This window comes from Dietzia sp. 111N12-1, assembly GCF_001658045.1.
In the GTDB taxonomy this organism is placed as follows: Bacteria; Actinomycetota; Actinomycetes; order Mycobacteriales; family Mycobacteriaceae; genus Dietzia; species Dietzia kunjamensis.
In genome coordinates, this window is the sequence record NZ_LSSV01000035.1 from 20186 (window position 1) to 42105 (window position 21920).

21 protein-coding genes are annotated in these 21920 nt (G+C 70.9%); 5 read left to right on the top strand and 16 right to left on the bottom strand.

The window, feature by feature from the left end:
- Positions 1 to 28: 28 nt before the first annotated feature.
- Positions 29 to 937, bottom strand: a complete 909-nt coding sequence (locus tag AYO52_RS09365) for a heme o synthase (protein WP_067716330.1) — start codon at positions 935 to 937, stop codon at positions 29 to 31.
- A gap of 284 nt (positions 938 to 1221) precedes the next feature.
- Between AYO52_RS09365 and tkt the strand changes: the two genes are divergently transcribed.
- From tkt to pgl, 5 genes are read left to right on the top strand one after another with little or no spacing between them, the layout of a single operon-like run.
- On the top strand, positions 1222 to 3333 hold the full coding sequence (gene tkt / locus AYO52_RS09370; RefSeq protein ID WP_067716333.1) for a transketolase: 2112 nt from the start codon (positions 1222 to 1224) through the stop codon (positions 3331 to 3333).
- Positions 3330 to 4436 (top strand): transaldolase, encoded by a 1107-nt coding sequence (gene tal, locus AYO52_RS09375; RefSeq protein WP_067716335.1) that lies wholly within the window; start codon positions 3330 to 3332, stop codon positions 4434 to 4436. The genes tkt and tal overlap by 4 nt, the downstream gene beginning before the upstream one ends.
- Complete coding sequence (gene zwf / locus AYO52_RS09380; protein WP_067716385.1) at positions 4436 to 6013, top strand: glucose-6-phosphate dehydrogenase; 1578 nt, start codon at positions 4436 to 4438, stop codon at positions 6011 to 6013. The genes tal and zwf overlap by 1 nt, the downstream gene beginning before the upstream one ends.
- Positions 5998 to 6930: a glucose-6-phosphate dehydrogenase assembly protein OpcA gene (locus AYO52_RS09385; protein WP_067716337.1), complete on the top strand. Its 933-nt coding sequence runs from the start codon at positions 5998 to 6000 to the stop codon at positions 6928 to 6930. Before zwf ends, AYO52_RS09385 begins: the two co-directional genes overlap by 16 nt.
- A 57-nt stretch (positions 6931 to 6987) precedes the next feature.
- Positions 6988 to 7710: a 6-phosphogluconolactonase gene (pgl, locus tag AYO52_RS09390; RefSeq protein WP_067716341.1), complete on the top strand. Its 723-nt coding sequence runs from the start codon at positions 6988 to 6990 to the stop codon at positions 7708 to 7710.
- 91 nt (positions 7711 to 7801) lie between these two features.
- Here the strand turns inward: pgl and secG are convergent, their stop codons facing one another.
- The 15 genes from secG to AYO52_RS09465 all read right to left on the bottom strand — a co-directional run.
- Positions 7802 to 8035: a preprotein translocase subunit SecG gene (gene secG, locus AYO52_RS09395; protein ID WP_067716343.1), complete on the bottom strand. Its 234-nt coding sequence runs from the start codon at positions 8033 to 8035 to the stop codon at positions 7802 to 7804.
- 127 nt (positions 8036 to 8162) lie between these two features.
- Positions 8163 to 8948 (bottom strand): triose-phosphate isomerase, encoded by a 786-nt coding sequence (gene tpiA / locus AYO52_RS09400; protein WP_067716347.1) that lies wholly within the window; start codon positions 8946 to 8948, stop codon positions 8163 to 8165.
- Between the two features lie 26 nt (positions 8949 to 8974).
- Entirely contained in the window at positions 8975 to 10192 is a 1218-nt protein-coding gene (gene pgk, locus AYO52_RS09405; RefSeq protein ID WP_067716350.1) for a phosphoglycerate kinase, read from the bottom strand.
- A gap of 141 nt (positions 10193 to 10333) precedes the next feature.
- The gene (gap, locus tag AYO52_RS09410; protein ID WP_067716354.1) at positions 10334 to 11350 is read right to left on the bottom strand and encodes a type I glyceraldehyde-3-phosphate dehydrogenase; all 1017 of its coding nucleotides are present in this window, start codon (positions 11348 to 11350) and stop codon (positions 10334 to 10336) included.
- 120 nt (positions 11351 to 11470) lie between these two features.
- Positions 11471 to 12454, bottom strand: coding sequence for a DNA-binding protein WhiA (gene whiA, locus AYO52_RS09415; protein WP_067716356.1), 984 nt, complete (start codon positions 12452 to 12454; stop codon positions 11471 to 11473).
- 37 nt (positions 12455 to 12491) lie between these two features.
- Complete coding sequence (yvcK, locus tag AYO52_RS09420) at positions 12492 to 13460, bottom strand: uridine diphosphate-N-acetylglucosamine-binding protein YvcK (protein ID WP_067716358.1); 969 nt, start codon at positions 13458 to 13460, stop codon at positions 12492 to 12494.
- A gap of 8 nt (positions 13461 to 13468) precedes the next feature.
- Complete coding sequence (gene rapZ / locus AYO52_RS09425; protein WP_067716361.1) at positions 13469 to 14359, bottom strand: RNase adapter RapZ; 891 nt, start codon at positions 14357 to 14359, stop codon at positions 13469 to 13471.
- Between the two features lie 4 nt (positions 14360 to 14363).
- Positions 14364 to 16445 (bottom strand): excinuclease ABC subunit UvrC, encoded by a 2082-nt coding sequence (gene uvrC, locus AYO52_RS09430; RefSeq protein ID WP_067716363.1) that lies wholly within the window; start codon positions 16443 to 16445, stop codon positions 14364 to 14366.
- A gap of 6 nt (positions 16446 to 16451) precedes the next feature.
- Complete coding sequence (locus AYO52_RS09435) at positions 16452 to 16925, bottom strand: PH domain-containing protein (protein WP_067716366.1); 474 nt, start codon at positions 16923 to 16925, stop codon at positions 16452 to 16454.
- Positions 16922 to 17398 (bottom strand): 6,7-dimethyl-8-ribityllumazine synthase, encoded by a 477-nt coding sequence (ribH, locus tag AYO52_RS09440; RefSeq protein WP_067716367.1) that lies wholly within the window; start codon positions 17396 to 17398, stop codon positions 16922 to 16924. Before ribH ends, AYO52_RS09435 begins: the two co-directional genes overlap by 4 nt.
- A complete protein-coding gene (locus AYO52_RS09445; protein WP_067716370.1) occupies positions 17395 to 18681 on the bottom strand; it encodes a bifunctional 3,4-dihydroxy-2-butanone-4-phosphate synthase/GTP cyclohydrolase II in 1287 nt (428 codons plus the stop codon). The genes ribH and AYO52_RS09445 overlap by 4 nt, the downstream gene beginning before the upstream one ends.
- 73 nt (positions 18682 to 18754) lie before the next feature.
- The gene (locus AYO52_RS09450) at positions 18755 to 19378 is read right to left on the bottom strand and encodes a riboflavin synthase (protein WP_067716372.1); all 624 of its coding nucleotides are present in this window, start codon (positions 19376 to 19378) and stop codon (positions 18755 to 18757) included.
- Positions 19378 to 20424, bottom strand: coding sequence for a bifunctional diaminohydroxyphosphoribosylaminopyrimidine deaminase/5-amino-6-(5-phosphoribosylamino)uracil reductase RibD (gene ribD, locus AYO52_RS09455; protein WP_082923913.1), 1047 nt, complete (start codon positions 20422 to 20424; stop codon positions 19378 to 19380). The genes AYO52_RS09450 and ribD overlap by 1 nt, the downstream gene beginning before the upstream one ends.
- Before the next feature lie 119 nt (positions 20425 to 20543).
- Positions 20544 to 21212 (bottom strand): ribulose-phosphate 3-epimerase, encoded by a 669-nt coding sequence (gene rpe / locus AYO52_RS09460; protein ID WP_067716379.1) that lies wholly within the window; start codon positions 21210 to 21212, stop codon positions 20544 to 20546.
- Between the two features lie 66 nt (positions 21213 to 21278).
- Positions 21279 to 21920: alpha/beta fold hydrolase (locus AYO52_RS09465; RefSeq protein ID WP_067716380.1), on the bottom strand; the 642-nt coding region annotated here is incomplete at its 5' end.

Genomic DNA, 21920 nt, shown 5'->3' on the forward strand with positions numbered 1-21920 from the left:
GCCCGCTGAGGAGGGCGGGGGTGGGTGATCAGGCGATCGGGAGGATCTCCGCGATCGTCTGGAGTCCGAGGACCGCGTCGACGGACAGTGCGACGAACACCCCCGCCAGGTAGTTGTTCGACAGGATGAACAACTTGAGGGGCTTGACCTCCACCCCGCGCCGCACACCGGCCTCGAGGCGGTGTGCCATGACGATGAACCACACGCCGAAGCCGAGGGCGCCGGCCGCGTACACCCAGCCGGCGGCGGGGATCAGGGCGAAGGTGCACAGGACGGTCACCCAGGTGTAGATGGTGATGCGCCGGGTGACCCCCTCGGCGGACATGATGACCGGCAGCATCGGCACTCCGGCGGCCTCGTAGTCCTCCTTGTAGCGCATCGCGAGCGCCCAGGTGTGCGGTGGCGTCCAGAAGAAGATGATGAGGAACAGGACGATCGCCTGCCACCAGTTGTGCGCCTGCCCCTCGGGGAGATGATCGGTGATCACGGCCCACGACACCAGTACCGGCATACATCCCGCGGCCCCGCCCCATACGACGTTCTGGGCCGTGCGGCGCTTGAGGATCATCGTGTAGACGAACACGTAGAAACAGATGGTCAGCAGGATGAAGAACGCGGCCAGCCAGCTCCCGGCCAGCAGACCCAGCCACAGCATGCTCGAGACGCCGAGCAGCAGACCGAAGACCAGTGCGGCCCGGGTACTGATCGCGTGACGCGCCAACGGCCGACGCTCGGTCCGCTTCATGACCTTGTCGATGTCGGCGTCGACGACCATGTTGAGCGAGTTGGCGCTCGCCGCGCCCAGCCAACCGCCCACCAGGGTGAGCAGAACCAGTGAGAGGTGGACGTTGCCGCGGTCGGCCTGGAGGAGGGCGGGGATGGCGGCGACGAGCAGCAACTCGATGACGCGCGGCTTGGTGAGGGCGATGTACGCCATCACCACGTCGACCGCGCGGGCTCGCCCGCTCGCCGGAGCCGGCCGCCCCGTGGACTCTGGAGGGGAGACTGATGGCCCCCCACTCCGGGTCGGGGTGGAATCGTGCACCGGAACTCCTCGCAGCAGACGTCAACGCACTACTGAGCCGATACTACGTCCCCCCTGCACGGTCCGCGAAAGAGCGGGGGCGGGGACCGCACGCCCCGCTGTCCCCGCGACCACTAAGGTGGTTCACGACATACGCGCGGATCCGCGCCGCACCCTCAGACCCGGGAGAACCACAAGTGACCAGCGCGTCGGAGATCACCGAGCTCACCACTGCACGCCACCCGTCCGACTGGACCGAACTCGACACCCGCGCCGTCGACACCGCGAGGGTCCTCGCCGCCGAGGCCGTGCAGCGTTGCGGTAGCGGCCACCCGGGCACCGCGATGAGCCTCGCGCCGCTCGCCTACACGCTCTACCAGCGCATCATGCGACACGATCCCTCCGATCCCACGTGGGTCGGACGGGACCGCTTCGTGCTGTCCTGTGGACACACCTCTCTCACCCAGTACATCCAGCTGTACCTCGCCGGCTTCGGGCTGGAGCTGGACGACCTCAAGGCGCTCCGGACCTGGGGATCCAAGACCCCCGGACACCCGGAGTGGCGGCACACCGACGGCGTGGAGATCACCACCGGCCCGCTGGGTCAGGGGCTGGCCTCCGCGGTGGGCATGGCGATGGCCGCGCGCTACGAGCGCGGACTGTTCGATCCGGAGACGCCGTCGGGCAAGAGTCCGTTCGACCACTTCATCTACGTGATCGCCTCCGACGGCGACGTGCAGGAGGGTGTCACCGCCGAGGCCTCCTCGCTCGCGGGCACCCAGCAGCTCGGCAATCTCATCGCGATCTACGACGACAACGAGATCTCGATCGAGGACAACACCCGGATCGCCCTCAACGAGGACGTCGCGGCGCGCTACGAGGCGTACGGCTGGCACGTCCAGACGGTGAACGGTGGTGAGGACGTGGCCGCCATCGAGGAGGCTATCGCCGACGCGCGTGCGGTCACCGACAAGCCGTCGCTGATCGTCCTGCGCACCGTCATCGCCTTCCCGGCGCCCACCATGATGAACACCGGGGCCTCGCACGGCGCGGCGCTCGGCCAGGACGAGGTCGACGCCGTGAAGGAGGCGCTCGGCATGGGCGGCACCGAGCCGTTCACGGTGGAGGACGAGGTGATCTCCCACACCCGGGCCGCCCGTGACAGGGGTGCCCGCGTCCACGCGCAGTGGAGCGACATGTTCCACGCCTGGGCAGAGGCGAACCCGGAGCGCAAGACCCTGTTCGATCGCCTGTACTCGGGCGAGCTCCCCGACGGATGGGATGCCGGGCTCCCCACGTGGGACGCCGATTCCAAGGGAGTCGCCACGCGTAAGGCGTCCGCCGAGGCAATCCAGGCCCTGGGTGCCACCCTCCCCGAGTTGTGGGGCGGCTCCGCGGACCTGGCCGGCTCCAACAACACGCCCATCAAGGGCGCGGACTCCTTCGGCCCGTCCTCCATCTCGACCGACACGTGGACCGCGTCCCCGTACGGACGCAACCTGCACTTCGGCGTTCGTGAGCACGCCATGGGCGCGATCCTCAACGGCATCGCCCTCCACGGTCCCACCCGGCCCTACGGCGGGACGTTCCTGATCTTCAGCGAGTACATGCGTCCGGCCGTCCGGCTCGCCGCGCTCCAGGGGAGCAACGCGTACTACGTGTGGACCCACGACTCGATCGGGCTCGGCGAGGACGGCCCCACCCATCAGCCGGTCGAACAGTTGGCGGCGCTGCGCGCCATCCCGGGTCTGGCGATCCTGCGTCCGGCCGACGCCAACGAGACCGCGGCGTCGTGGCGCGCCATGCTCGAGGCACTCGACGGGCCCAAGGGCCTGTGCCTGACCCGTCAGGACGTCCCGGTGCTCGAGGGCACCAAGGAGCTCGCCCGCGAGGGGGTCGAGCGCGGGGGCTATGTCCTCGCCGAGGCCTCGACCGGGACCCCCGAGGTGATCCTCATGGGCACCGGGTCCGAGGTGCAGCTGGCCGTGCAGGCCCGCGAGGTCCTCGAGGCGGAGGGCGTGGCGACCCGTGTGGTCTCGATGCCCTGTGTCGAGTTCTTCGATCAGCAGGACGCCGGGTACCGCGAGTCGGTGCTCCCCCGCTCCGTCCGCGCGCGGGTCAGCGTCGAGGCCGGCATCGCGATGCCGTGGCACCGGTTCCTCGGCGACGCCGGCCGAGCCGTCTCGCTCGAGCACTTCGGCGCCTCGGCGCCCTACCAGACCCTGTTCACCGAGTTCGGGATCACCGCCGACGCGGTGGTCTCCGCGGCCCGCGAATCCCTCGCGGCCGCTGCCGGGGAGGCATCATGACCAACGCCAATCTCGCTGCCCTGAGCGCCGCCGGCGTCTCCGTGTGGCTCGACGACCTGTCCCGACAGCTCCTGTCCTCCGGCGAACTCGAGAAGCGGATGTCCGCCTATTCGATCGTCGGCGTGACGACCAACCCGGCCATCTTCCAGTCGGCGCTGGCCGACTCGACGGCCTACGAGAGCGCGCTCACCGAGGCGGTCCGCGCCGACCGTGACGTGGATTCCGTCGTGCGGGCCCTGACCACGTCCGACGTCCGCGACGCGTGTGACGTCCTGGCCGACGTCCACCGCGCGACGGACGGGGTGGACGGCCGCGTCTCCCTCGAGGTGGATCCCGGCCTGGCCCACGACACAGCGGCGACCGTGACGCAGGCGGTGGAGCTCTCCGAGGTGGTGGACCGCCCGAACGTCATGATCAAGATCCCCGCGACGTCGGCGGGGCTGCCGGCCATCACCGATGTCATCGGCAAGGGCATCGACGTCAACGTCACGCTGATCTTCTCGGCGGACCAGTACCGCACGGTGGCGGAGGCGTACCTGACCGGACTCGAGCAGGCCGCTGCCGCCGGTCACGACCTGTCCACCATCCACTCCGTGGCGTCCGTGTTCGTCTCCCGGCTCGACACCGAGATCGACTCGCGACTCCCGGAGTCGTCAGAGCTGCGGGGCAAGGCCGGTCTGGCCAATGCGCGCCTCTGTCAGGAGGTCTACGAGGAACTGTTCGACCCCGAGGGACGCTTCGGGGCACTCGCCGATCGCGGAGCCCGTCCCCAGCGTCTCCTGTGGGCCTCGACGGGGGTCAAGGAACCGGCGTACCCCGACACGCTGTACGTGACCGGTCTGGTGACCCACGGGACGGTCAACACCATGCCGTTCGGCACCATCGAGGCGTTCGCGGACCACGGCGTCGTCGAGGGCGACACGGTCCGGGGCACCGCCGAGGAGTCCCGGGCCACCCTCGACGCACTGCGCGCCGAGGGGATCGACCTGGACGACGTCTTCAGCCTCCTCGAGAAGCAGGGTGTGCAGAAGTTCGTGACCGCCTGGGACGACCTGGTGGACACGGTGAGGACGCGGATCGACGAGATCCCGACGGGGTCGTGATCGGCCCGGACGACGGGGCGACACCGGTCGTCGAGGTCCCCGGCGGCGCCCCGGAGGGGTGGGCCAACCCGCTCCGTGATCCCCGGGATCGTCGGCTCCCCCGCATCGCGGGACCGTCCGGTCTCGTGATCTTCGGTGTGACGGGCGACCTGTCCAAGAAGAAGCTCATCCCCGCGATCTACGACCTGGCCAACCGTGGCCTGCTCCCGCCGGGGTTCTCCCTGATCGGCTTCGGCCGCCGACGGTGGACCCACGACGAGTTCGCCGCGTTCGCCCGCGAGCAGGCCCGCGAACGGTGCCGGACCCCGTTCCGCGAGGACGTGTGGGAGCAGCTCGCCGCCGGACTGCGGTTCGTCACCGGGACATTCGACGACGACGAGGGCTTCGACGATCTGGCGGACCAGCTGGGGGCACTCGAGGCCGACCGTGGGACCGCCGGCAACTACGCGTTCTACCTGTCCATCCCCCCGGATGACTTCCCGACCGTCTGCCGGCACCTCGATCGCACGGGGTGCACCCGCGGCCCGGAGGGGTCCTGGCGCCGGGTGGTCATCGAGAAGCCCTTCGGGCACGACCTGGCGAGCGCCCGCGAACTCAACGCGGTGGTGGGTGCGGTCTTCCCCGAGGACTCGGTCTTCCGGATCGATCATTACCTGGGCAAGGAGACCGTCCAGAACATCCTCGCATTGCGTTTCGCCAACCAGCTCTTCGAACCGGTGTGGAACGCCAACCACGTGGATCACGTGCAGATCACCATGGCCGAGGACATCGGACTGGGTGGTCGGGCCGGCTACTACGACGGCATCGGCGCGGCCCGCGACGTCATACAGAACCACCTCATCCAGTTGATGGCGTTGGTCGCGATGGAGGAACCGACCGATTTCTCCGCTGCCGCGTTGCGGGCGGAGAAAACCAAGGTCCTCGAGTCGACCTCGTTGGCACTGCCGATTGCCGAGACGGCCGCGCGTGGTCAGTACGCGGGTGGCTGGCAGGGGTCCGAGCAGGTCGTGGGGCTGAAGGATGAGGAGGGGTACGACCCCTCCTCGGCCACCGAGACCTACGCTGCGATCACCCTCGAGGTCCACAACCGCCGATGGGCGGGGGTCCCCTTCTATCTCCGCACCGGCAAGCGGTTGGGACGACGGGTCACCGAGATCGCGGTGGTCTTCCGGCGCGCTCCGCACCTGCCGTTCGACGCGACCATGACCCAGGAGCTGGGGCAGAACGCGCTGGTCATCCGGGTCCAGCCCGACGAGGGTGTCACGTTGCGCTTCGGCTCCAAGGTCCCGGGCACCGCCATGGAGGTCCGCGACGTCAACATGGACTTCGCCTACGGTGAGGCGTTCACGGAATCCTCCCCCGAGGCCTACGAACGTCTCATCCTCGACGTCCTGCTGGGCGAGCCCTCGCTCTTCCCGGTCTCCCGCGAGGTCGAGCTGAGCTGGCAGCTCCTCGACCCGGTCCTGCAGGAATGGGAGTCGGCCGGGACGCCGGAGCAGTACCAGGCCGGGACCTGGGGGCCGAAGGGCGCCGACGAGATTCTGGCCCGGAGTGGCCGCGCATGGAGGCGACCGTGATCATCGACCTACCCGACACCTCCACCCGCGGGATCGCCAAGAAGCTCGTGCAGATCCGCGAGGAGGCCGGGCTGAGCACGATCGGACGGGTGCTCACGCTGATCGTGATCACCGATCACGTCCGCGGCAGCGAGTCCGCGATCGGGGCGGCCAACGAGGCCAGCCGGGAGCATCCGTGCCGGGTCATCGTGGTGATCCGCGGACCTCGAGCGGACGCCGACAGGCTCGACGGTCAGATCCGCGTCGGCGGTGACGCCGGGGCGGCGGAGGTCGTCGTGCTGCGCACCTCCGGTGCGATGGCCTCCCAGTCGGCCTCCCTCGTCACGCCGTTGCTGCTGCCGGACACCCCGCTCGCCGTGTGGTGGCCCCGCCACTCCCCCACGTTGTTGTCCGAGGACAGGGTGGGCAGGCTCGCGAAGCGCCGGATCGTCGACTCCGACGCGGAGGGCCATCCCACCGATGCGCTGGCGAAACGGGCGGCCGGCTACTCCCCGGGCGACACCGATCTGGCGTGGGCGCGCATCACCCACTGGCGTTCCCTGCTCGCGGCGACCCTGGACCGTCCGCCCTTCGAGCGCATCACCGGGGCGACGGTGTGCGGCCCGGAGCGGGCGGCGTCGGTGGACCTGGCCGGTGGATGGCTGGCGTCCCGGCTCGGGATCGACGTCCTGCGGGCCGTCGGCCCGAGGATGGTCGTCCTGGAGCGGGCCTCGGGCTCCATCGTCCTCGAGCAGATCAGCGCGACCTCCGCCGAGCTCCGCATCACGGGTCAGGCGCCCACACGGGTGGCGCTCGTCGGCCGCAGCGTCGCCGACTGTCTCTCAGAGGAGCTACGGCGGATGGACACCGACGGCGTGTACGCCGATGCGTTGGCCAATCATGACCGTGTCATCTACACCTCTGCCTCGGTTCGCTGAGCCGGGGGCCCGAGGTCGACGTCACTTCCCCACCGGACCACCACCACAGGAGCGCCGATGTCAGTCACACGCCATCTCGTACACCCGGATGCGGACACCCTCGCCGAAGCGGCAGCCCTCGCCGTCGTCGGGCACCTCAACGAACGGATCGCCACCGCCGGGACCGCGACGCTGTCCCTGACGGGCGGCTCGGTGGGGGTGAAGACCGCCGCCGCACTCGCCGGGGCCGATGTCGACTGGTCACGCGTGACCTTCTACCTGGGGGACGAACGCTTCGTCCCGGCAGACGACCCCGAGCGCAACGACGGGCAGCTCGACGACGTCCTGCTCCGCACCGTGGGCGACCGCGCCACCGTCCACCGCTGGCCGGCCCGCGGACCGGAGTTCGAGGACGTCGACGCCGCGGCCGAGGCGTTCCTCGCCGCGGTGGACCTGCCCCAGGGCGACGAGCCGCTGTTCGACGTCACCCTCCTGGGCATGGGACCCGAGGGGCACATGAACTCGATCTTCCCGCACACTCCGGCGGTCGCCGAGACCGAGCGGCTCGCGGTGGGCGTGCGTGACTGCCCCAAGCCGCCACCGGAGCGACTGACCTTCACCCTCCCGGCGGTGCGCAGGTCGAGGCACGTGCTCGTCGTGGCCGCCGGGGACGGGAAGGCGGAGGCGGTGGCCAGGGGCCTGGGCGGGGCGGACCCCGCGGACTGGCCCGTCGCCGGTGCCGTGGGCACCGAGTCGACCACGTATCACCTGGACGGACCGGCCGCCTCGATGGTGCTCTGAGAACAGGAACGGGGCGCGTCCCTTCCACTCGGTGGAAGAGACGCGCCCCGTCGTCCGCCCGGGCGGTGGGGCCGCGCCGGGGACCGGTCGGTCAGCCGAACCGGACCATGAGGCCGACCGCCACGATGGCGATGACCCAGAGGATCGCGACGACCACGGTGACCCGGTCGAGGTTCCGCTCGACCACGCTGGACCCGGAGAGACTGGACTGGACACCGCCACCGAAGAGCGACGACAGGCCGCCTCCCTTGCCGCGGTGCAGCAGGATGAACAGCATCAGCAGCAGGCTGGTGGTGATGAGGAAGATGTCCAGGGCGAGCTTCATGTAGGGATCGTGCCTCACGTCGGGTCGGGCGGTCGGGTGCGACCGCTACAGACTACCCGGTCGGGTGTCCGCGGCGAATCCCGGCACGCCCGACCCCGCGGGGCCGGGCGCGCCGGTGTGGGCGGTGTCAGGGCAACGGGCCACCGGCGGCGATCGCCGACAGCTGGGCGAACTCGTCCGGCTTGAGCGACGCGCCTCCGACCAGACCACCGTCGACATCGGGCTGGTCGAGCAGCTCGCCGATCGTCGAGGCGTTGACGCTGCCGCCGTACAGGACCCGCATCTGCTCGGCCGTCGCGTCATCGGCCAGATCGGCCAACGTGGAACGGATGGCGGCGCAGACCTCCTGGGCATCGGCGGCGGACGCGGTCTTGCCGGTCCCGATCGCCCACACGGGCTCGTAGGCGATCACGGTGGAGGCCAGCTGGTCCGTGGACAGTCCCGCGAGCGATTCGGAGAGCTGGTTCACGACGAAGTCGACGTGGTCCCCTGCCTCCCGCACCTCGAGCTTCTCGCCGACACACACGATCGGCGTCAACCCGTGCCGGTGGCAGGCGGCGGCCTTGGCCGCGACGAGTTCGTCGGACTCCGCGTGGTAGTCACGGCGCTCGGAATGGCCCACGACGACATAGGTGCAGCCGAGCTTGGCGAGCATCCCCGCCGAGATCTCGCCGGTGTAGGCACCGGACTCGTGGACCGAGACGTCCTGCGCGCCGTAGGCGAAGCCCAGCTTGTCGCCCTCGATGACGATCTGGACGCCACGGATGTCCGTGAACGGGGGGATGAACGCCACGTCCACCTTCTCCAGGTACTTGTCCGGGAGTGCGAAGGCGACCTTCTGGACGAGTGCGATGGCCTCGAGGTGGTTGAGGTTCATCTTCCAGTTGCCGGCGATGAGCGGGGTGCGTGCCATGTTCTCTCCTGTGGTCTCGTCGGTCTTCAGTTGCTGCGCTCGAGGGCGGTGACGCCGGGCAGCTCCTTGCCCTCCAGGTACTCCAGCGAGGCGCCACCCCCGGTGGAGATGTGGGAGAAGTTCTCCTCCCCGAGACCCAGGGTGCGGACGGCGGCGGCGGAGTCGCCGCCGCCGACCACCGAGAACGCGCCGTTCTTCGTCGCGGTGATGATGGCCTCGGCGACACCGCGCGTCCCGGCGGAGAACGCCTCGAACTCGAACACGCCCATGGGGCCGTTCCAGAAGACGGTCTTGGCGGCGGAGAGCTTCTCGCTGAACGCCTTCACCGACTCGGGGCCGATGTCCAGGCCCATCTTCCCCTCCGGGATGGCCTCGGCGGAGACCGTGGAGTGCGCGGCGTCGGCGGCGAAGCCGTCGGCGGCGACCACGTCCACGGGCAGGCTGATCACGTCGCCGAACTTGGCGAGCAGGTCCTTGCAGGTGTCGATCATCTCCTCCTGCAGCAGTGAGGAGCCGACCTCATGGCCCTGAGCGGCGAGGAAGGTGAAGCACATGCCGCCGCCGATGATCAGGGTGTCGACCTTGGGCGCCAGGGCCTCGATCACGGCGAGCTTGTCGGACACCTTGGAGCCGCCCAAGACGACCGCGTAGGGGTGCTCCGGGTCGCCGCTGAGGTTCGCGAGGACCTCGACCTCGCTCTGGACGAGGTCGCCGGCGTAGGCCGGGAGGACCTTGGCGACGTCGTACACCGACGCCTGCGCGCGGTGGACCACCCCGAAACCGTTGGAGACGAACGCCCCGTCCTCGCCCACCAGGCTCGCCAGCTCGGCCGCGAACTCGGCCCGCTGCGCCTCGTCCTTGCTCGTCTCGCGCGGGTCGAACCGCACGTTCTCCACCAGGAGCACGTCCCCGTCGGTCAGGCCGTTGGCTCGCTCGCGGGCGTCCGACCCCACCACGTCACCGGCGAGCTGGACGTAGCGCCCGAGCTCGTCACCCAGCTTCTCCGCCACGGGGGCGAGGGAGAACTCGGGGCCGGGCTCACCCTTCGGGCGGCCGAGATGCGCGGTGATCACCAGCGCTGCACCGGCGTCGAGAAGAGCGTTGAGCGTGGGCAGCGAGGCGGTGATCCGGCCCGCATCGGTGATGGTCGAGCCGTCGAGCGGGACGTTGAGGTCGCAGCGGACGAGGATCTTGCGACCCTCTACGCCGGCATCGAGCAGGTCGTTGAGCGTGCTCACGGCCATGTGGTGGGACTCCTGTCGGAAGAACGGTGGTGATGGTGGGTGGTGCTGCCGGTCCATGTGCTCCGGGCCCGGCCGGGACGCTGTGGGCGTTCCCGGACCGGGCCCGGATCGTCGTACTGGGGATGTCAGTCCCGAGGGGTCTTAGAGCGACTTGCCGACCAAGCCGATGATGTCGGCGAGGCGGTTGGAGTAGCCCCACTCGTTGTCGTACCAGGAGGCGATCTTGATCTGGCCGTCGATCGCCTTGGTCAGCGGCGCGTCGAAGATGGACGAGTGCGGGTCACCGACGATGTCGGAGGAGACGATGGGATCCTCGGTGTACTTGAGGATGCCCTTCATCGCGCCCTCGGCGGCGGCCTTGACCGCGGCGTTGACCTCGTCGACCGAGGCCTTCTTCTCGAGCTCGACCGTGAGGTCGGTGAGCGAGCCGGTGGGCAGCGGGACGCGCACGGCGTAGCCGTCGAACTTACCCTTGAGCTCGGGCAGGACCAGCGCGACGGCCTTGGCCGCACCGGTGGAGGTGGGCACCATGTTGATGCCGGCGGCGCGGGCGCGGCGCATGTCGCTGTGGGGCGCGTCCTGGAGGTTCTGGTCCTGCGTGTAGGCGTGGATCGTGGTCATGAGGCCCTTGACGATCCCGAACTCGTCGGAGAGGACCTTGGCGACCGGCGCGAGGCAGTTGGTGGTGCAGGAGGCGTTGGAGATGATCGTCTGCGAGCCGTCGTACTCGTGGTCGTTGACCCCCATGACGATGGTGATGTCCTCGTTCTTGGCCGGCGCCGAGATGATGACCTTCTTGGCACCACCCTCGAGGTGGCCCTTGGCCTTCTCGGCGTCGGTGAAGATGCCGGTGGACTCGACGACGACGTCGACACCGTAGTCTCCCCACGGCACGGACGCGGGGCCCTCCTTGACCGCGAGGGCGCCGATCTTGGTCCCACCGACCGTGATTGACGAGTCGTCGAACGTGACCTCCTTGCCCAGGCGACCCAGGATGGAGTCGTACTTGAGCAGGTGAGCGAGCATGTCGTTCGTGGTCAGGTCGTTGACGGCCACGATCTCGATGTCCGTCTTGCCCTCGGCCTTGAGAGCCTCCACCGCGCGGTAGAAGTTGCGGCCGATACGTCCGAATCCGTTGATGCCTACGCGCACGGTCACGTGTTGTCTCCTTATTGGTGGTGCGAGAACGCTTGATGTCACCGGGGCCGGGTGGAGCCCGGGACGTGACCCAGACTACCCGGCGTGGACCGCTCCCGCGCAGGGTGCTGCCGGGGTGGATCAGCCTTCGTCGAGCATGTCCTCGGTCACCACGGACTCGGTGTCGGGGATCCCGAGCTCGGCGGCTTTGCGGTCCGCCATGGACAGCAGTCTCCGGATGCGCCCCGCGACCGCGTCCTTGGTCATGGGCGGGTCCGCGAGCTGCCCGAGCTCCTCCAGCGACGACTGGCGGTGCTGGACGCGCAGTTCGCCGGCGGCGAGCAGATGGTCCGGCACGTCCTCGGCGAGGATCTCGAGGGCGCGCTGGACACGGGCGGCCGCGGCCACGGCGGCCCGGGCCGAGCGCCGCAGGTTGGCGTCGTCGAAGTTGGCCAGCCGGTTGGCGGTGGCGCGGACCTCGCCGCGGGAGCGGCGCTCCTCCCAGATGTCCCTGGTGGAGGACGCGCCCAGTCGAGCGAGGAGGACCCCGATCGCCTCGGCGTCGCGGATCACCACGCGGTCCCCTCCCCGGACCTCGCGGGCCTTGGCCGTCACTCCCAACCTGCGGGCCGCACCCACGAGCGCCATCGCCGCCTCCGCCCCCGGGGCGGTGACCTCCAACGCCGAGGAGCGGCCGGGCTTGGTGAGCGAACCGTGGGCGAGGAACGCGCCCCGCCACGCCGCCTCGGAGGCGGCGACCGAGCCGCCGACGACCGCGGCCGGCAGTCCTCGGACCGTCCGGCCGGCGTTGTCGACCAGCCCGAGCTGACGGGCCAGGTCCGCACCCCGGTCGATGACCCGCAGGACGAACTTGCGGGCGGGACGTCCGCCCGAACCCCCGATCGGGTGGATCTCACAGGGGACGGAGAACAGGGCGTCGAGTTCGCCGGCGAGACGGTCCGCGATCTCGCCGGAGTCCACCTCCGCTTCGATCACGAGTCGGTTGGACAGGACCTGGAGGGTGCCGGCGAACCTCAGCAGGGCGGACACCTCGGCCCTCCTGGTCTCGGAGTTCCCCACGGGGACCCTCACCAGTTCGGACTTGACCTGTGCGGTCAGCGACACGCCCTGCTCCTTCGTTCTCGGCTCATCGACCCGGCCCTCATCGCACCGAGTCGGCGAGCGCCGAGGCCAGCAGTGCGGGGTCGTGGACAGGCCTCATCGTCCCATCTTCGGCGGTCTTCGCTATCTCCGCGGTCATCACGCGTGCCCCCAGTCCCGCCGCGGCCCGTTCGAGATGCTCGCGTTCGGTGGCGCTCAGCGGCATCCTCGGGTCCACGAGCAGGACGTCGATGTCGACCTCGGGAGCGTGTTGACGCAACACGTGGAGGTGTTGCTCGGCGGAGAACCCGGCGGTCTCCCCCGGCTGGGGTGCGAGGTTGAGCACGAGGGCCTTGGTCGCGGCCGTCCTCTTGAGCGCGGTCGCGATCTCGGGCACGAGCACGTTGGGGATCACGCTGGTGAACCACGATCCGGGTCCGAGGACCACGAGGTCGGCTCCGGTGATCGCCTCCACCACGCCCTCCGCGGCGGGCGGAGCGGCCGGGATGAGGGTGACCCGGCGAACGCTGCCCGGTGTGGTCGCGACGGCGACCTGTCCGATGATGGTCCGCACGACGCGGGGGTCCGCTTCCAGACCGACGACCTCTGCGGCGATGTCGAGGGCGACCGGGGACATCGGCAGGACACGGCCGGTGACACCGAGGATCGACCCGACCGCGTCGAGTGCGTCGACCGGGTCTCCGAGCAGCTCCCACAGGCCGGCGAAGACGAGGTTGCCCACCGCGTGTCCGGCCAGCGCCCCGGTGCCGCCGTAGCGGTGCTGGAAGAGTCGGGTGAGCAGCGCCTTCTCGTCGTCTTCGGCGGCGAGGGCGCACAGGGCCATCCGTAGGTCGCCCGGTGGGAGGATGCCCAGCTCGCGCCGCAGTCGCCCCGAGGAGCCGCCGTCGTCGGCGACCGTCACCACCGCGGTGACGTGGTCGGCGACGAGGCGTGCGGCCCGGAGGGTCGCCGACAGGCCGTGGCCGCCGCCGAGGGCGACGAGGGACGGGATACCGCTGTCGTGTGTCATGGCCGGCCTCATTCCCGCCCGAGGTCGCGGTGGCGTACGTGGACCTCGACCGAGTCGAGGCCGGACAGTCTGCCGGCGAGCGACTCGGAGATGGCCACGCTCCGGTGCTTGCCCCCGGTGCAGCCGACCGCGATCGTCATGTAGCGCTTGCCCTCGCGCCGGTAGCCGGTCATGGCCAGGCGGATCATGGACACCGCCGCGCGCAGGTACTCCTCGATGGATTCGTCGGCGAGGACGTAGTCCTGGACGGGCTTGTCGCGCCCCGTGTGCGGCTGGAGCTCGGGGATCCAGTGCGGGTTGGGCAGGAACCGCATGTCCATCAGCATGTCGACGTCCACGGGGACGCCGTACTTGAACCCGAACGACTCGACGGTGAGGTGGAAGTCGAACCCGAGGTCACCGAAGGGGGTCTCCAGCCGGTGGCGGAGGTCGTGGACACTGAGCGCCGAGGTGTCCACGACGACGTCGGCACGCCCCCGCAGCCCCTCGAGGATCCTGCGCTCCCGGGTGATGCCGTCGATCAGGCCGCCACCCGACTGCAGCGGATGGGAGCGACGGACGTTGTTGAACCTGCTGACCAGCGCCTCGTCCGAGGCCTCGAGGAACAGGATCCGTGCCTGCGGGCGCCGGTCGAACAGGTCGAGGAGGTCGCCGAGGTGTTCGTCGAACCCGAGGCTGCGGGTGTCGGCGACGATCGCCAGGCGGAGGGGCTCGTCGTCGGACTCCTCGAACCGGGCGAGCAGGTCGCCAACGAAGGTCAACGGGAGGTTGTCGACGACATACCAGCCGAATTCCTCGAGGACCTTGGACGCGGTCCCCTTGCCCGCCCCGGACATGCCGCTGATCAGGAGGAGCTCGCGCCCCCGCGCGGCGTGGCCGTCGTCGTCACCTGCGTCCATCGTCTCACCTCGTGTCATCGGTCAGTCCCGGGTCGGTCTGTCCCCGGTCGGGCTGCCCGCCCGAGTCTCCCACGTCGGCGGCGGCCGCGTCCGCGGGCTCGGCACCACCGAGAGTCGCCCGGATCGCGGCGGCGACCCCCGGACCGATCCCCGGCACGGCGCACAGCTCGTCCGCGCTCGCGGCGCGCAGTGCGGACACGGTCGGGAACGTCTCCACCAACGCCGCCCGACGGGTGGGCCCGAGGCCGGGGACGTCGTCGAGCACGGAGGCCGTCATCCGCCTGGACCGCGCGCTCCGGTGGGCACGGATGGCGAACCGGTGGGCCTCGTCGCGGAGCCGCTGGAGCAGGAACAGCCCCTCCCCGTGGCGCGGGAAGATCACGGGGTACTCCTCTCCCGGGAGCCAGATCTCCTCGAGTCGCTTGGCGATCCCGACCACCGGTACGTCGGTGACCCCCAGCTCGGAGAGGACCTCGGCGGCCGCCTCGACCTGGGGCCGACCACCGTCGACGACGAAGAGCTGTGGCGGGTAGGCGAACCGGCGGGACGCGGGGGCGGCGTCCCCCGTTCCCGCGTCGTCGTCGACCGGCCCGTCGACCTCGTCCGGGGTGACGGAGGGGTCCTCGTGGTGACGCCGGAAGCGACGACGCGTGACCTCGGCGATGCTGCCGACGTCGTCGGAGTGGCCGCCACCCGCGGCGTCGCGGATGCGGTAGAGCCGGTAGTCGCTCTTGCGCGGGATGCCGTCCTCGAAGACGACGAGGGAGGCCATGACGTCGGTGCCCTGGGTGTGGGAGATGTCCACGCACTCGATGCGCAGGGGCGCTGAGTCCAGCTCGAGGGTCTCCTGGATCTCCTGGAGCGCCGCGGAGCGGGCGGTGAGGTCGCCGCTGCGCCGGAGTTTGTGCTGCGTCAGGGCCTCGACGGCGTTGCGGTGGACCGTCTCCGCCAGGGCCCGCTTGTCACCCCGCTGGGGTACCCGGAGCGACACACGGGAGCCGCGCAGTGCCGAGAGCCACTCCGCGAGCTCGTCCGAGTCCTCGGGCAGGGCGGGCACCAGCACCTCGCGGGGTACGGCAGCCGAGATGTCGCCGGATTCGGCCGCCTCGGCGAGGTCGGCCTCTCCCCCGTAGAACTGCGCGAGATAGTCGGAGACGACCCCGGGCACGGCACGGGCCGCGTCGAACTCGCCGTCGGCGTCGACGCCGTGGGCGTGTTCGACCACCCAGCCGCGCTGACCGCGGATGCGGCCCCCGCGCACGTGGAACACCTGGACGGAGACCTGCAGTTCGTCGACCTCGACGCCCACCACGTCGGCGTCGGTGCCGTCACCCAGCACGACGGCCTGCTTCTCCATCGCACGCCGCATGGAGCCGAGGTCGTCACGCAGCCGCGCGGCCCGTTCGAAGTCGAGGTCCGCGGAGGCCTCGAGCATCCGCTTCTCGATGCGGCGCATGATCGCATCGGTACGTCCGGCCAGGAAGTCGATGAGCTCGTTGACAATCGCGCGGTGCTCGTCCGGGGTCACCCGTCCGATGCAGGGGGCGGCGCACTTGTCGATGTATCCCAGCAGACAGGGCCTGCCGAGCTGCGCCTGCCGCTTGAACACCCCGGCGGAGCACGAGCGGACGGGGAACACCCGCTGCAGAGTGTCGAGGGTGTCGCGGATGGCCCACGCGTGTGAGTAGGGCCCGAAGTAGCGGGTCCCCGGGCGCCGGGGTCCCCGGTAGACGAAGGCACGGGGGAACTCCTCCCCCACGGTGACCGCCAGCATCGGATACGTCTTGTCGTCGCGGTACCGGACGTTGAACCGGGGGTCGTACTTCTTGATCCACGTGTACTCGAGCTGGAGCGCCTCGACCTCGGTGGACACGACCGTCCACTGCACGCCGGCCGCGGCGAGAACCATTCGCCGGGTACGGGGGTGGAGGAGGGACAGGTCCGCGAAGTACGAGCTCAGCCGGCTCCGCAGGTTCTTCGCCTTGCCGACGTAGATGACGCGCCCGTGCTCGTCACGGAAGCGGTAGACCCCCGGCTCCGTCGGGATCGAGCCGGGGGCCGGGCGGTAGGTTCGCGGATCGGCCACGGCGGGTCAGCGGTCGGCGACGGTCTCGGGATCGGCGGCCGAGGGCTTGTGGGTGCGGACGGCCTCGCGCAGGCGCGCCATTCCGTCGATCCCGTGCTGGCCGTCGATGGACTGGATAGCCCAGATCCCCGCGTGCTCGTAGGCCGGGAGTTCGAGCCGGGGCCAGTAGCTGGAGCGCGGGAACGTCAGCCCGACGACGTCGTCCCAGCCCCAGGTCCGGACGCGCAGCGGCCCGCGGAGCTCGACGCCCTGCTGCCCGACCCGGACGCGGATCCGCAGGAGGGTCAGCAGCACCCCGGCGAAGATGAACCCGATCACTACGAAGGCGAACTGATCGGCGATCCCGATCGTCACCCCGGTGTCACCGCGGACGAGGATCACCGCCCACACCACGTGGACGATGACGATGAGCACCGCCACGGCGATCGCGGTGGTGCGCATCCGACGGGGCCGGTGCTCGAACTCCCAGTTCTCGTTCATCGACCGGTCCTCAGGTCGCGCAGGGCGATGGCGGCGCCGAGCACGGCGGCGACGGCCTCTCCCCCCTTGTCCTCGGAGGCACCCTCGTGGCCGTCGCGGTCTCGGGCCTGGCCCTCGTTCTCGGTGGTGAGCACCCCGTGGGCGACAGGGGTGGCCTCGTCGAGGGCGATCCGGGTGAGCCCGTCGGTCACCGAGCGACAGACGTAGTCGAAGTGCGGGGTCGCACCCCGGATCACCACGCCGAGCGCCACGACGGCGTCATGGGTCCGTGCGAGCTCCTGGGCCACCACCGGTAGCTCCACGGCTCCGGTCACGCGGGCCAGGGTCACCACCGCGCCGGAGGCGTCGGCGACGGCCAGGGCCCGGTCCAGCAGTTGGGCGCAGATCTCCTGGTGCCAGGTGGAGGCCACCACCCCGAGCCGCAGCCCGCGGGCGTCGGGGATCACCAGTTCCGGTCTACCGCTGCCGCTCATGGCTGATCCTCTCCGTCCACGTCCACGTCCACGTCCACGTCGGCGCCGGCCGGGCCGGCGGGTCCCTCGTCGAGCCCCTCGAGCAGGTGGCCCATCCGGTCGCGCTTGGTGCGCAGGTACCGCAGGTTCTCGGGCGTGACCGCCGTCGGCATGGGCACCCGGGCCACCACCTCCACGCCACCGGCGCGCAGGGCGTCGGCCTTGGCGGGGTTGTTGGTCATCAGTCGTACCCGGGTCACTCCGAGGTCGCGCAGCATCTGTGCGGCCAGGCTGAAGTCGCGGGCGTCGGCGGGCAGGCCCAGGTCGAGATTGGCGTCGACGGTGTCGCGTCCGGAGTCCTGCAGTTGGTAGGCGCGCAGTTTCTGCACCAGGCCGATCCCCCGGCCCTCGTGCCCACGCATGTACAGCACGACCCCGCGCCCCTCCTCGCACACCGCGGCGACGGCAGCGTCGAGTTGCGGGCCGCAGTCACAGCGCAGCGAGTGGAACACGTCGCCGGTCAGGCACTCGGAGTGGATGCGGACGGAGACCGGATCGTCCCCCGCTATGTCGCCGGCCACCATGGCGACGTGTTCGACTCCCTGGAGGATGTCGCGGTACCCGTGGGCGGTCATGGTCCCGGCCGGCGTGGGGATCCGGGCGGCGACCTCGTGCACCACCTGGACCTCGTTCGCGCGGCGCCACGCCTGGAGCGCCTCGATGGTGATCATCGCCAGCCCGTGCTCGTCGGCGAACCGCCGGAGCTCGGGGGTGCGCGCCATGGTCGCGGGGTCGTCCTCGGAGACGATCTCGCAGATGACGCCCGCCGGGCGCAGACCGGCCAACCGGGCGAGGTCGACGGCGGACTCGGTGTGGCCGGGCCGGGTGAGCACGCCGCCGGGCCGGGCGCGCAGGGGCACCACGTGGCCGGGCCGGGTGAAGTCGCCGGGCACGGTGTCGTCGGCGGCGAGCAGCCTCGCGGTGCGGGCGCGGTCGGCGGCCGAGATGCCGGTGGAGACCCCCGTGCGCGCGTCGACCGTCACGGTGTACGCGGTGTCGTGGCGGTCCTCGTTGATGGCGCGCATGGGCGGCAGGTCCAGCCGAAGGCAGTCCTCCGCCTCGAGCGCGACGCACACGTAACCGGAGGAGTACCGCACGAGGAAGCCCATCAGCTCGGGCGTCGCGAGTTCGGCGGCGAAGATCAGGTCGCCCTCGTTCTCGCGGTCCTCACTGTCCACCACCACGACGGCCCGTCCCGCCGCGATGTCGGCGATGGCTCGCTCGATGCCGTCAAAGGTGGTCACTGCTGCGGGCTCTCCTAGGTCTGGCGGGCCCGGGCGGAGGCCGCGGGCGCGGGTTCAAGTATGGCGCATCGGGTCAGTGGGACCCCCCACCGCGTCCGCCCAGCAGCCGCTCGACGTACTTGGCCAGCACGTCGACCTCCAGGTTGACGGGGTCGCCCGCGCCCAGTCCCCCGAGGATCGTGTCGGCGAGCGTCGTGGGGATGAGGGACACCTCGAACCACGGCTCCGGCTCGTCCGCGGCACTGACCGCCGAGACCGTCAGCGAGGTCCCGGAGACGGTGATCGACCCCTTCTCGACCACGTACCGGGCGAGGTCACCCGGCAGCGAGATGCGCACGACGTGCCAGTGCTCGTGCTCGTCGCGGCTGATCACGTGGCCTGTGCCGTCGACGTGGCCCTGGACGATGTGACCGCCGAACCGGGCGTCCGCGCGCATGGCGCGTTCCAGGTTGACGGGGTCGCCCGGTGACAGTGCACCGAGTGCGGTCCGGTCGAGCGACTCGGCCATCACGTCCACCTCGAAGTACTCCCCCGGCTCCCAGCCGGTGACGGTCAGGCACACCCCGTTGACGGCGATCGAGTCACCGTGGTGGGCGTCCGAGGTGACCAGGGGCCCCCGTATGCGCAGGCGCGCGGAGTCGCCGGTCGTCTCGACCGAGTCGAGGGTTCCGAGCTCCTCCACGATTCCGGTGAACATCAGCGGGGTCCTCTCGTCGGTGCGGTCGGCGTGGTCGCGGTGGCGGGTCGTGTCAGGCCGGGTCGTGTCAAGCGCAGGTGGACGTCGTCGCCCAGGACGGTGGTCCCGCGGATCCGGAAACCGTGGGCGGCCGCGAGCGTGTCCACCCCGGCTCCGGAGACCGCCGACCGCCCGGCGCCGAGCACCAGGGGCGCGAGGTACGCGTCGATCTCGTCGACGAGTCCGGCGGCGAGGAACGCCCCCGCCAGCCTGGGGCCGCCCTCGACGAGGACGTGGGAGACCTCGCCGAGAAGTCCCAGCGCCTCGGCGGGATCGCGGGTGGCCAGGTGTCGGAACCGGCCGTCGGTGCCGCGCACCGTCGCGTCCGCGGGCACGGGGCTCAGCCCCATCACCGCCCGGAGGGGCTGGCGGGGGGCGGGCCGGCCGTCGTCGGTGCGGGCGGTCAGCGCGGGGTCGTCGGCGCGCAGCGTTCCGGTACCGACGACGAGGGCGTCGATCTCCTGTCGTCTGGCGTGGGCGTGGCGGCGCGAAACCGGCCCGGTGATCCACTTGCTCGACCCGTCCGCAGCCGCGACCCTGCCGTCCAGACTCGCCGCGTACTTCCAGGTGACGAGGGGGCGGCCGTGGTCCTGACGGTGGAGCCACGCCCTCAGCGGGCCGCTGCGGGCGGCGCCCACCTCGTCGTCGTCGGCTCGTGCCACCTCGACCCCCTCGCGCCGCAGGGTCCCGGCTCCGCCGGACGCCACCGGATTGGGGTCGGACACCGCGTAGACCACGCGGGCGAGCCCGGCGGCGACGATGCGGGAGGTGCACGGACCGGTGCGCCCGTGGTGGTCACACGGCTCGAGGGTGACCACGATCGTCCCACCGCGCGCGCGGTCCCCGGCGGAGTCCAGCGCCACCACCTCGGCGTGCCGTCCGCCCGGGGCCTCGGTCGCGCCGATGCCCACGACCTCTCCGGCGGCGTCGAGCACCACCGCACCGACCGGCGGGTTGGGGGTGCACACCCCCAACGCGGAGGCGGACACGGCGATAGCCCGGGCCAGGGCGTCCCGCTCGCGACGACGGTCGGCGGGGTCGGCCCCGCCCGTCGCTGATACCCCGGGCCCGCTCGGCACCCCGGGCCCGTTCGGGCCCTGTGGCACTTCCGGCACGTCCGGCACCGTCACGCCCGCGCGGCGAGGGCCCCGGAGCGCAGGGTCCCGATCATCGCGTCGGGATCCGGGGCACCGTAGACGGCCGAACCGGCCACGAACACGTCGCACCCCGCCGCCGCGCACTCGGCGATCGTCCCCGCGTCGATGCCACCGTCGATCTGGATGTGCACGTCGAGGCCACGGCGGTCGATCTCGGCGCGCAGCGTGCGGACCTTGTCCAACACCCCGGGCATGAACTTCTGGCCGCCGAAGCCGGGCTCGACGCTCATCACCAGGACCAGGTCCACGTGGTCGAGCAGGTCGAGGTACGGCTCGACGGCGGTCCCGGGCTTGATGGAGATACCCGCCTTGCACCCCCTGGCGTGCAGCAGGTCGGCGACGGCCTTCGGGTCGTCGGTGGCCTCCACGTGGAAGGTGACGTTGAACGCGCCGGCGTCCACGTAGTCACCGACCCAGCGCGCCGGGTCGGTGATCATGAGATGGCAGTCCATCGGCTTGTCCGTGACCCTCCCGACCGCCTTCGCGACCGGCGCACCGAAGGACAGGTTGGGCACGAAGTGACCGTCCATGACGTCCACGTGGATCCAGTCGGCGGACGGGATGCGCTCGATCTCGCGGTCCAGACGGGCGAAGTCGGCGGACAGGATCGACGGCGCGATGAGCGGCTGGTACGACATGACGACCAGTCTAGGCGGGCCCGTCCGGGCTGCTCCGCCGACATGGGACGGCGGCCCGCGGACCGGTCAGTCGACGGAGCCGGTGACCGAGGTCAGGAACTCGAGCTGGTCGGCGATGATGCGCTCGAAGTGCGGGTCGACGTAGGGGTCGAAGTGCTCGCACGGGTACTCCAGGTAGCGGCCGCGCGGGATCCGCTGCGCCGCCCGACGCGCGGTCGCCGCGGGGGTGATGGCGTCCTCCGTCGCGATCTGCACCAGCGTCGGGCAGGTGATCCGCCGCGTGTGCCGCATCGGCGAGTAGAAGCCGATCCGTGCCAGGATCCGTGCTGCGACGTCGTCGCGGAATTCACTGCGGCGCAGTCCCGAGTCGGCCGCGAGCCGATTCACCGCGGGATCGGCGTCCGGACTCGTCATGACCGCCGTGTCCCCCGGTCGTCCGACGAGACGCACGTACCGGGGCTCGCGACGCCGGAGCGAGCGCCACAGGTCGTCGACGATGGCCGGGCCGAGTCGGAGCGCCGCCGCGAGCCCCGTCGCCCTGACCGCGGCCGGACCGCTCACATGCGGGACCTGGGCGATGACTCCCGCCAGCCGCTCCCCCGTGCCGGCGAGGGTGAGGACGTGACCTCCCGAGAACGACGTGCCCCACGCGATGACGCGGTCCGGATCGACGCCGGGCAGCGACCGGGTGAAGGCCAGGGCTGACAG

Excerpts from the sequence above, each read along its gene's own strand:
- AYO52_RS09365 (WP_067716330.1), bottom strand. The coding sequence starts at position 937 with ATGGCGTACATCGCCCTCACCAAGCCGCGCGTCATCGAGTTGCTGCTC.
- tal (WP_067716335.1), top strand. The coding sequence starts at position 3,330 with ATGACCAACGCCAATCTCGCTGCCCTGAGCGCCGCCGGCGTCTCCGTG.
- AYO52_RS09385 (WP_067716337.1), top strand. The coding sequence starts at position 5,998 with ATGGAGGCGACCGTGATCATCGACCTACCCGACACCTCCACCCGCGGG.
- pgl (WP_067716341.1), top strand. The coding sequence starts at position 6,988 with ATGTCAGTCACACGCCATCTCGTACACCCGGATGCGGACACCCTCGCC.
- secG (WP_067716343.1), bottom strand. The coding sequence starts at position 8,035 with ATGAAGCTCGCCCTGGACATCTTCCTCATCACCACCAGCCTGCTGCTG.
- tpiA (WP_067716347.1), bottom strand. The coding sequence starts at position 8,948 with ATGGCACGCACCCCGCTCATCGCCGGCAACTGGAAGATGAACCTCAAC.
- pgk (WP_067716350.1), bottom strand. The coding sequence starts at position 10,192 with ATGGCCGTGAGCACGCTCAACGACCTGCTCGATGCCGGCGTAGAGGGT.
- yvcK (WP_067716358.1), bottom strand. The coding sequence starts at position 13,460 with ATGACACACGACAGCGGTATCCCGTCCCTCGTCGCCCTCGGCGGCGGC.
- rapZ (WP_067716361.1), bottom strand. The coding sequence starts at position 14,359 with ATGGACGCAGGTGACGACGACGGCCACGCCGCGCGGGGGCGCGAGCTC.
- AYO52_RS09435 (WP_067716366.1), bottom strand. The coding sequence starts at position 16,925 with ATGAACGAGAACTGGGAGTTCGAGCACCGGCCCCGTCGGATGCGCACC.
- ribH (WP_067716367.1), bottom strand. The coding sequence starts at position 17,398 with ATGAGCGGCAGCGGTAGACCGGAACTGGTGATCCCCGACGCCCGCGGG.
- AYO52_RS09450 (WP_067716372.1), bottom strand. The coding sequence starts at position 19,378 with ATGTTCACCGGAATCGTGGAGGAGCTCGGAACCCTCGACTCGGTCGAG.
- rpe (WP_067716379.1), bottom strand. The coding sequence starts at position 21,212 with ATGTCGTACCAGCCGCTCATCGCGCCGTCGATCCTGTCCGCCGACTTC.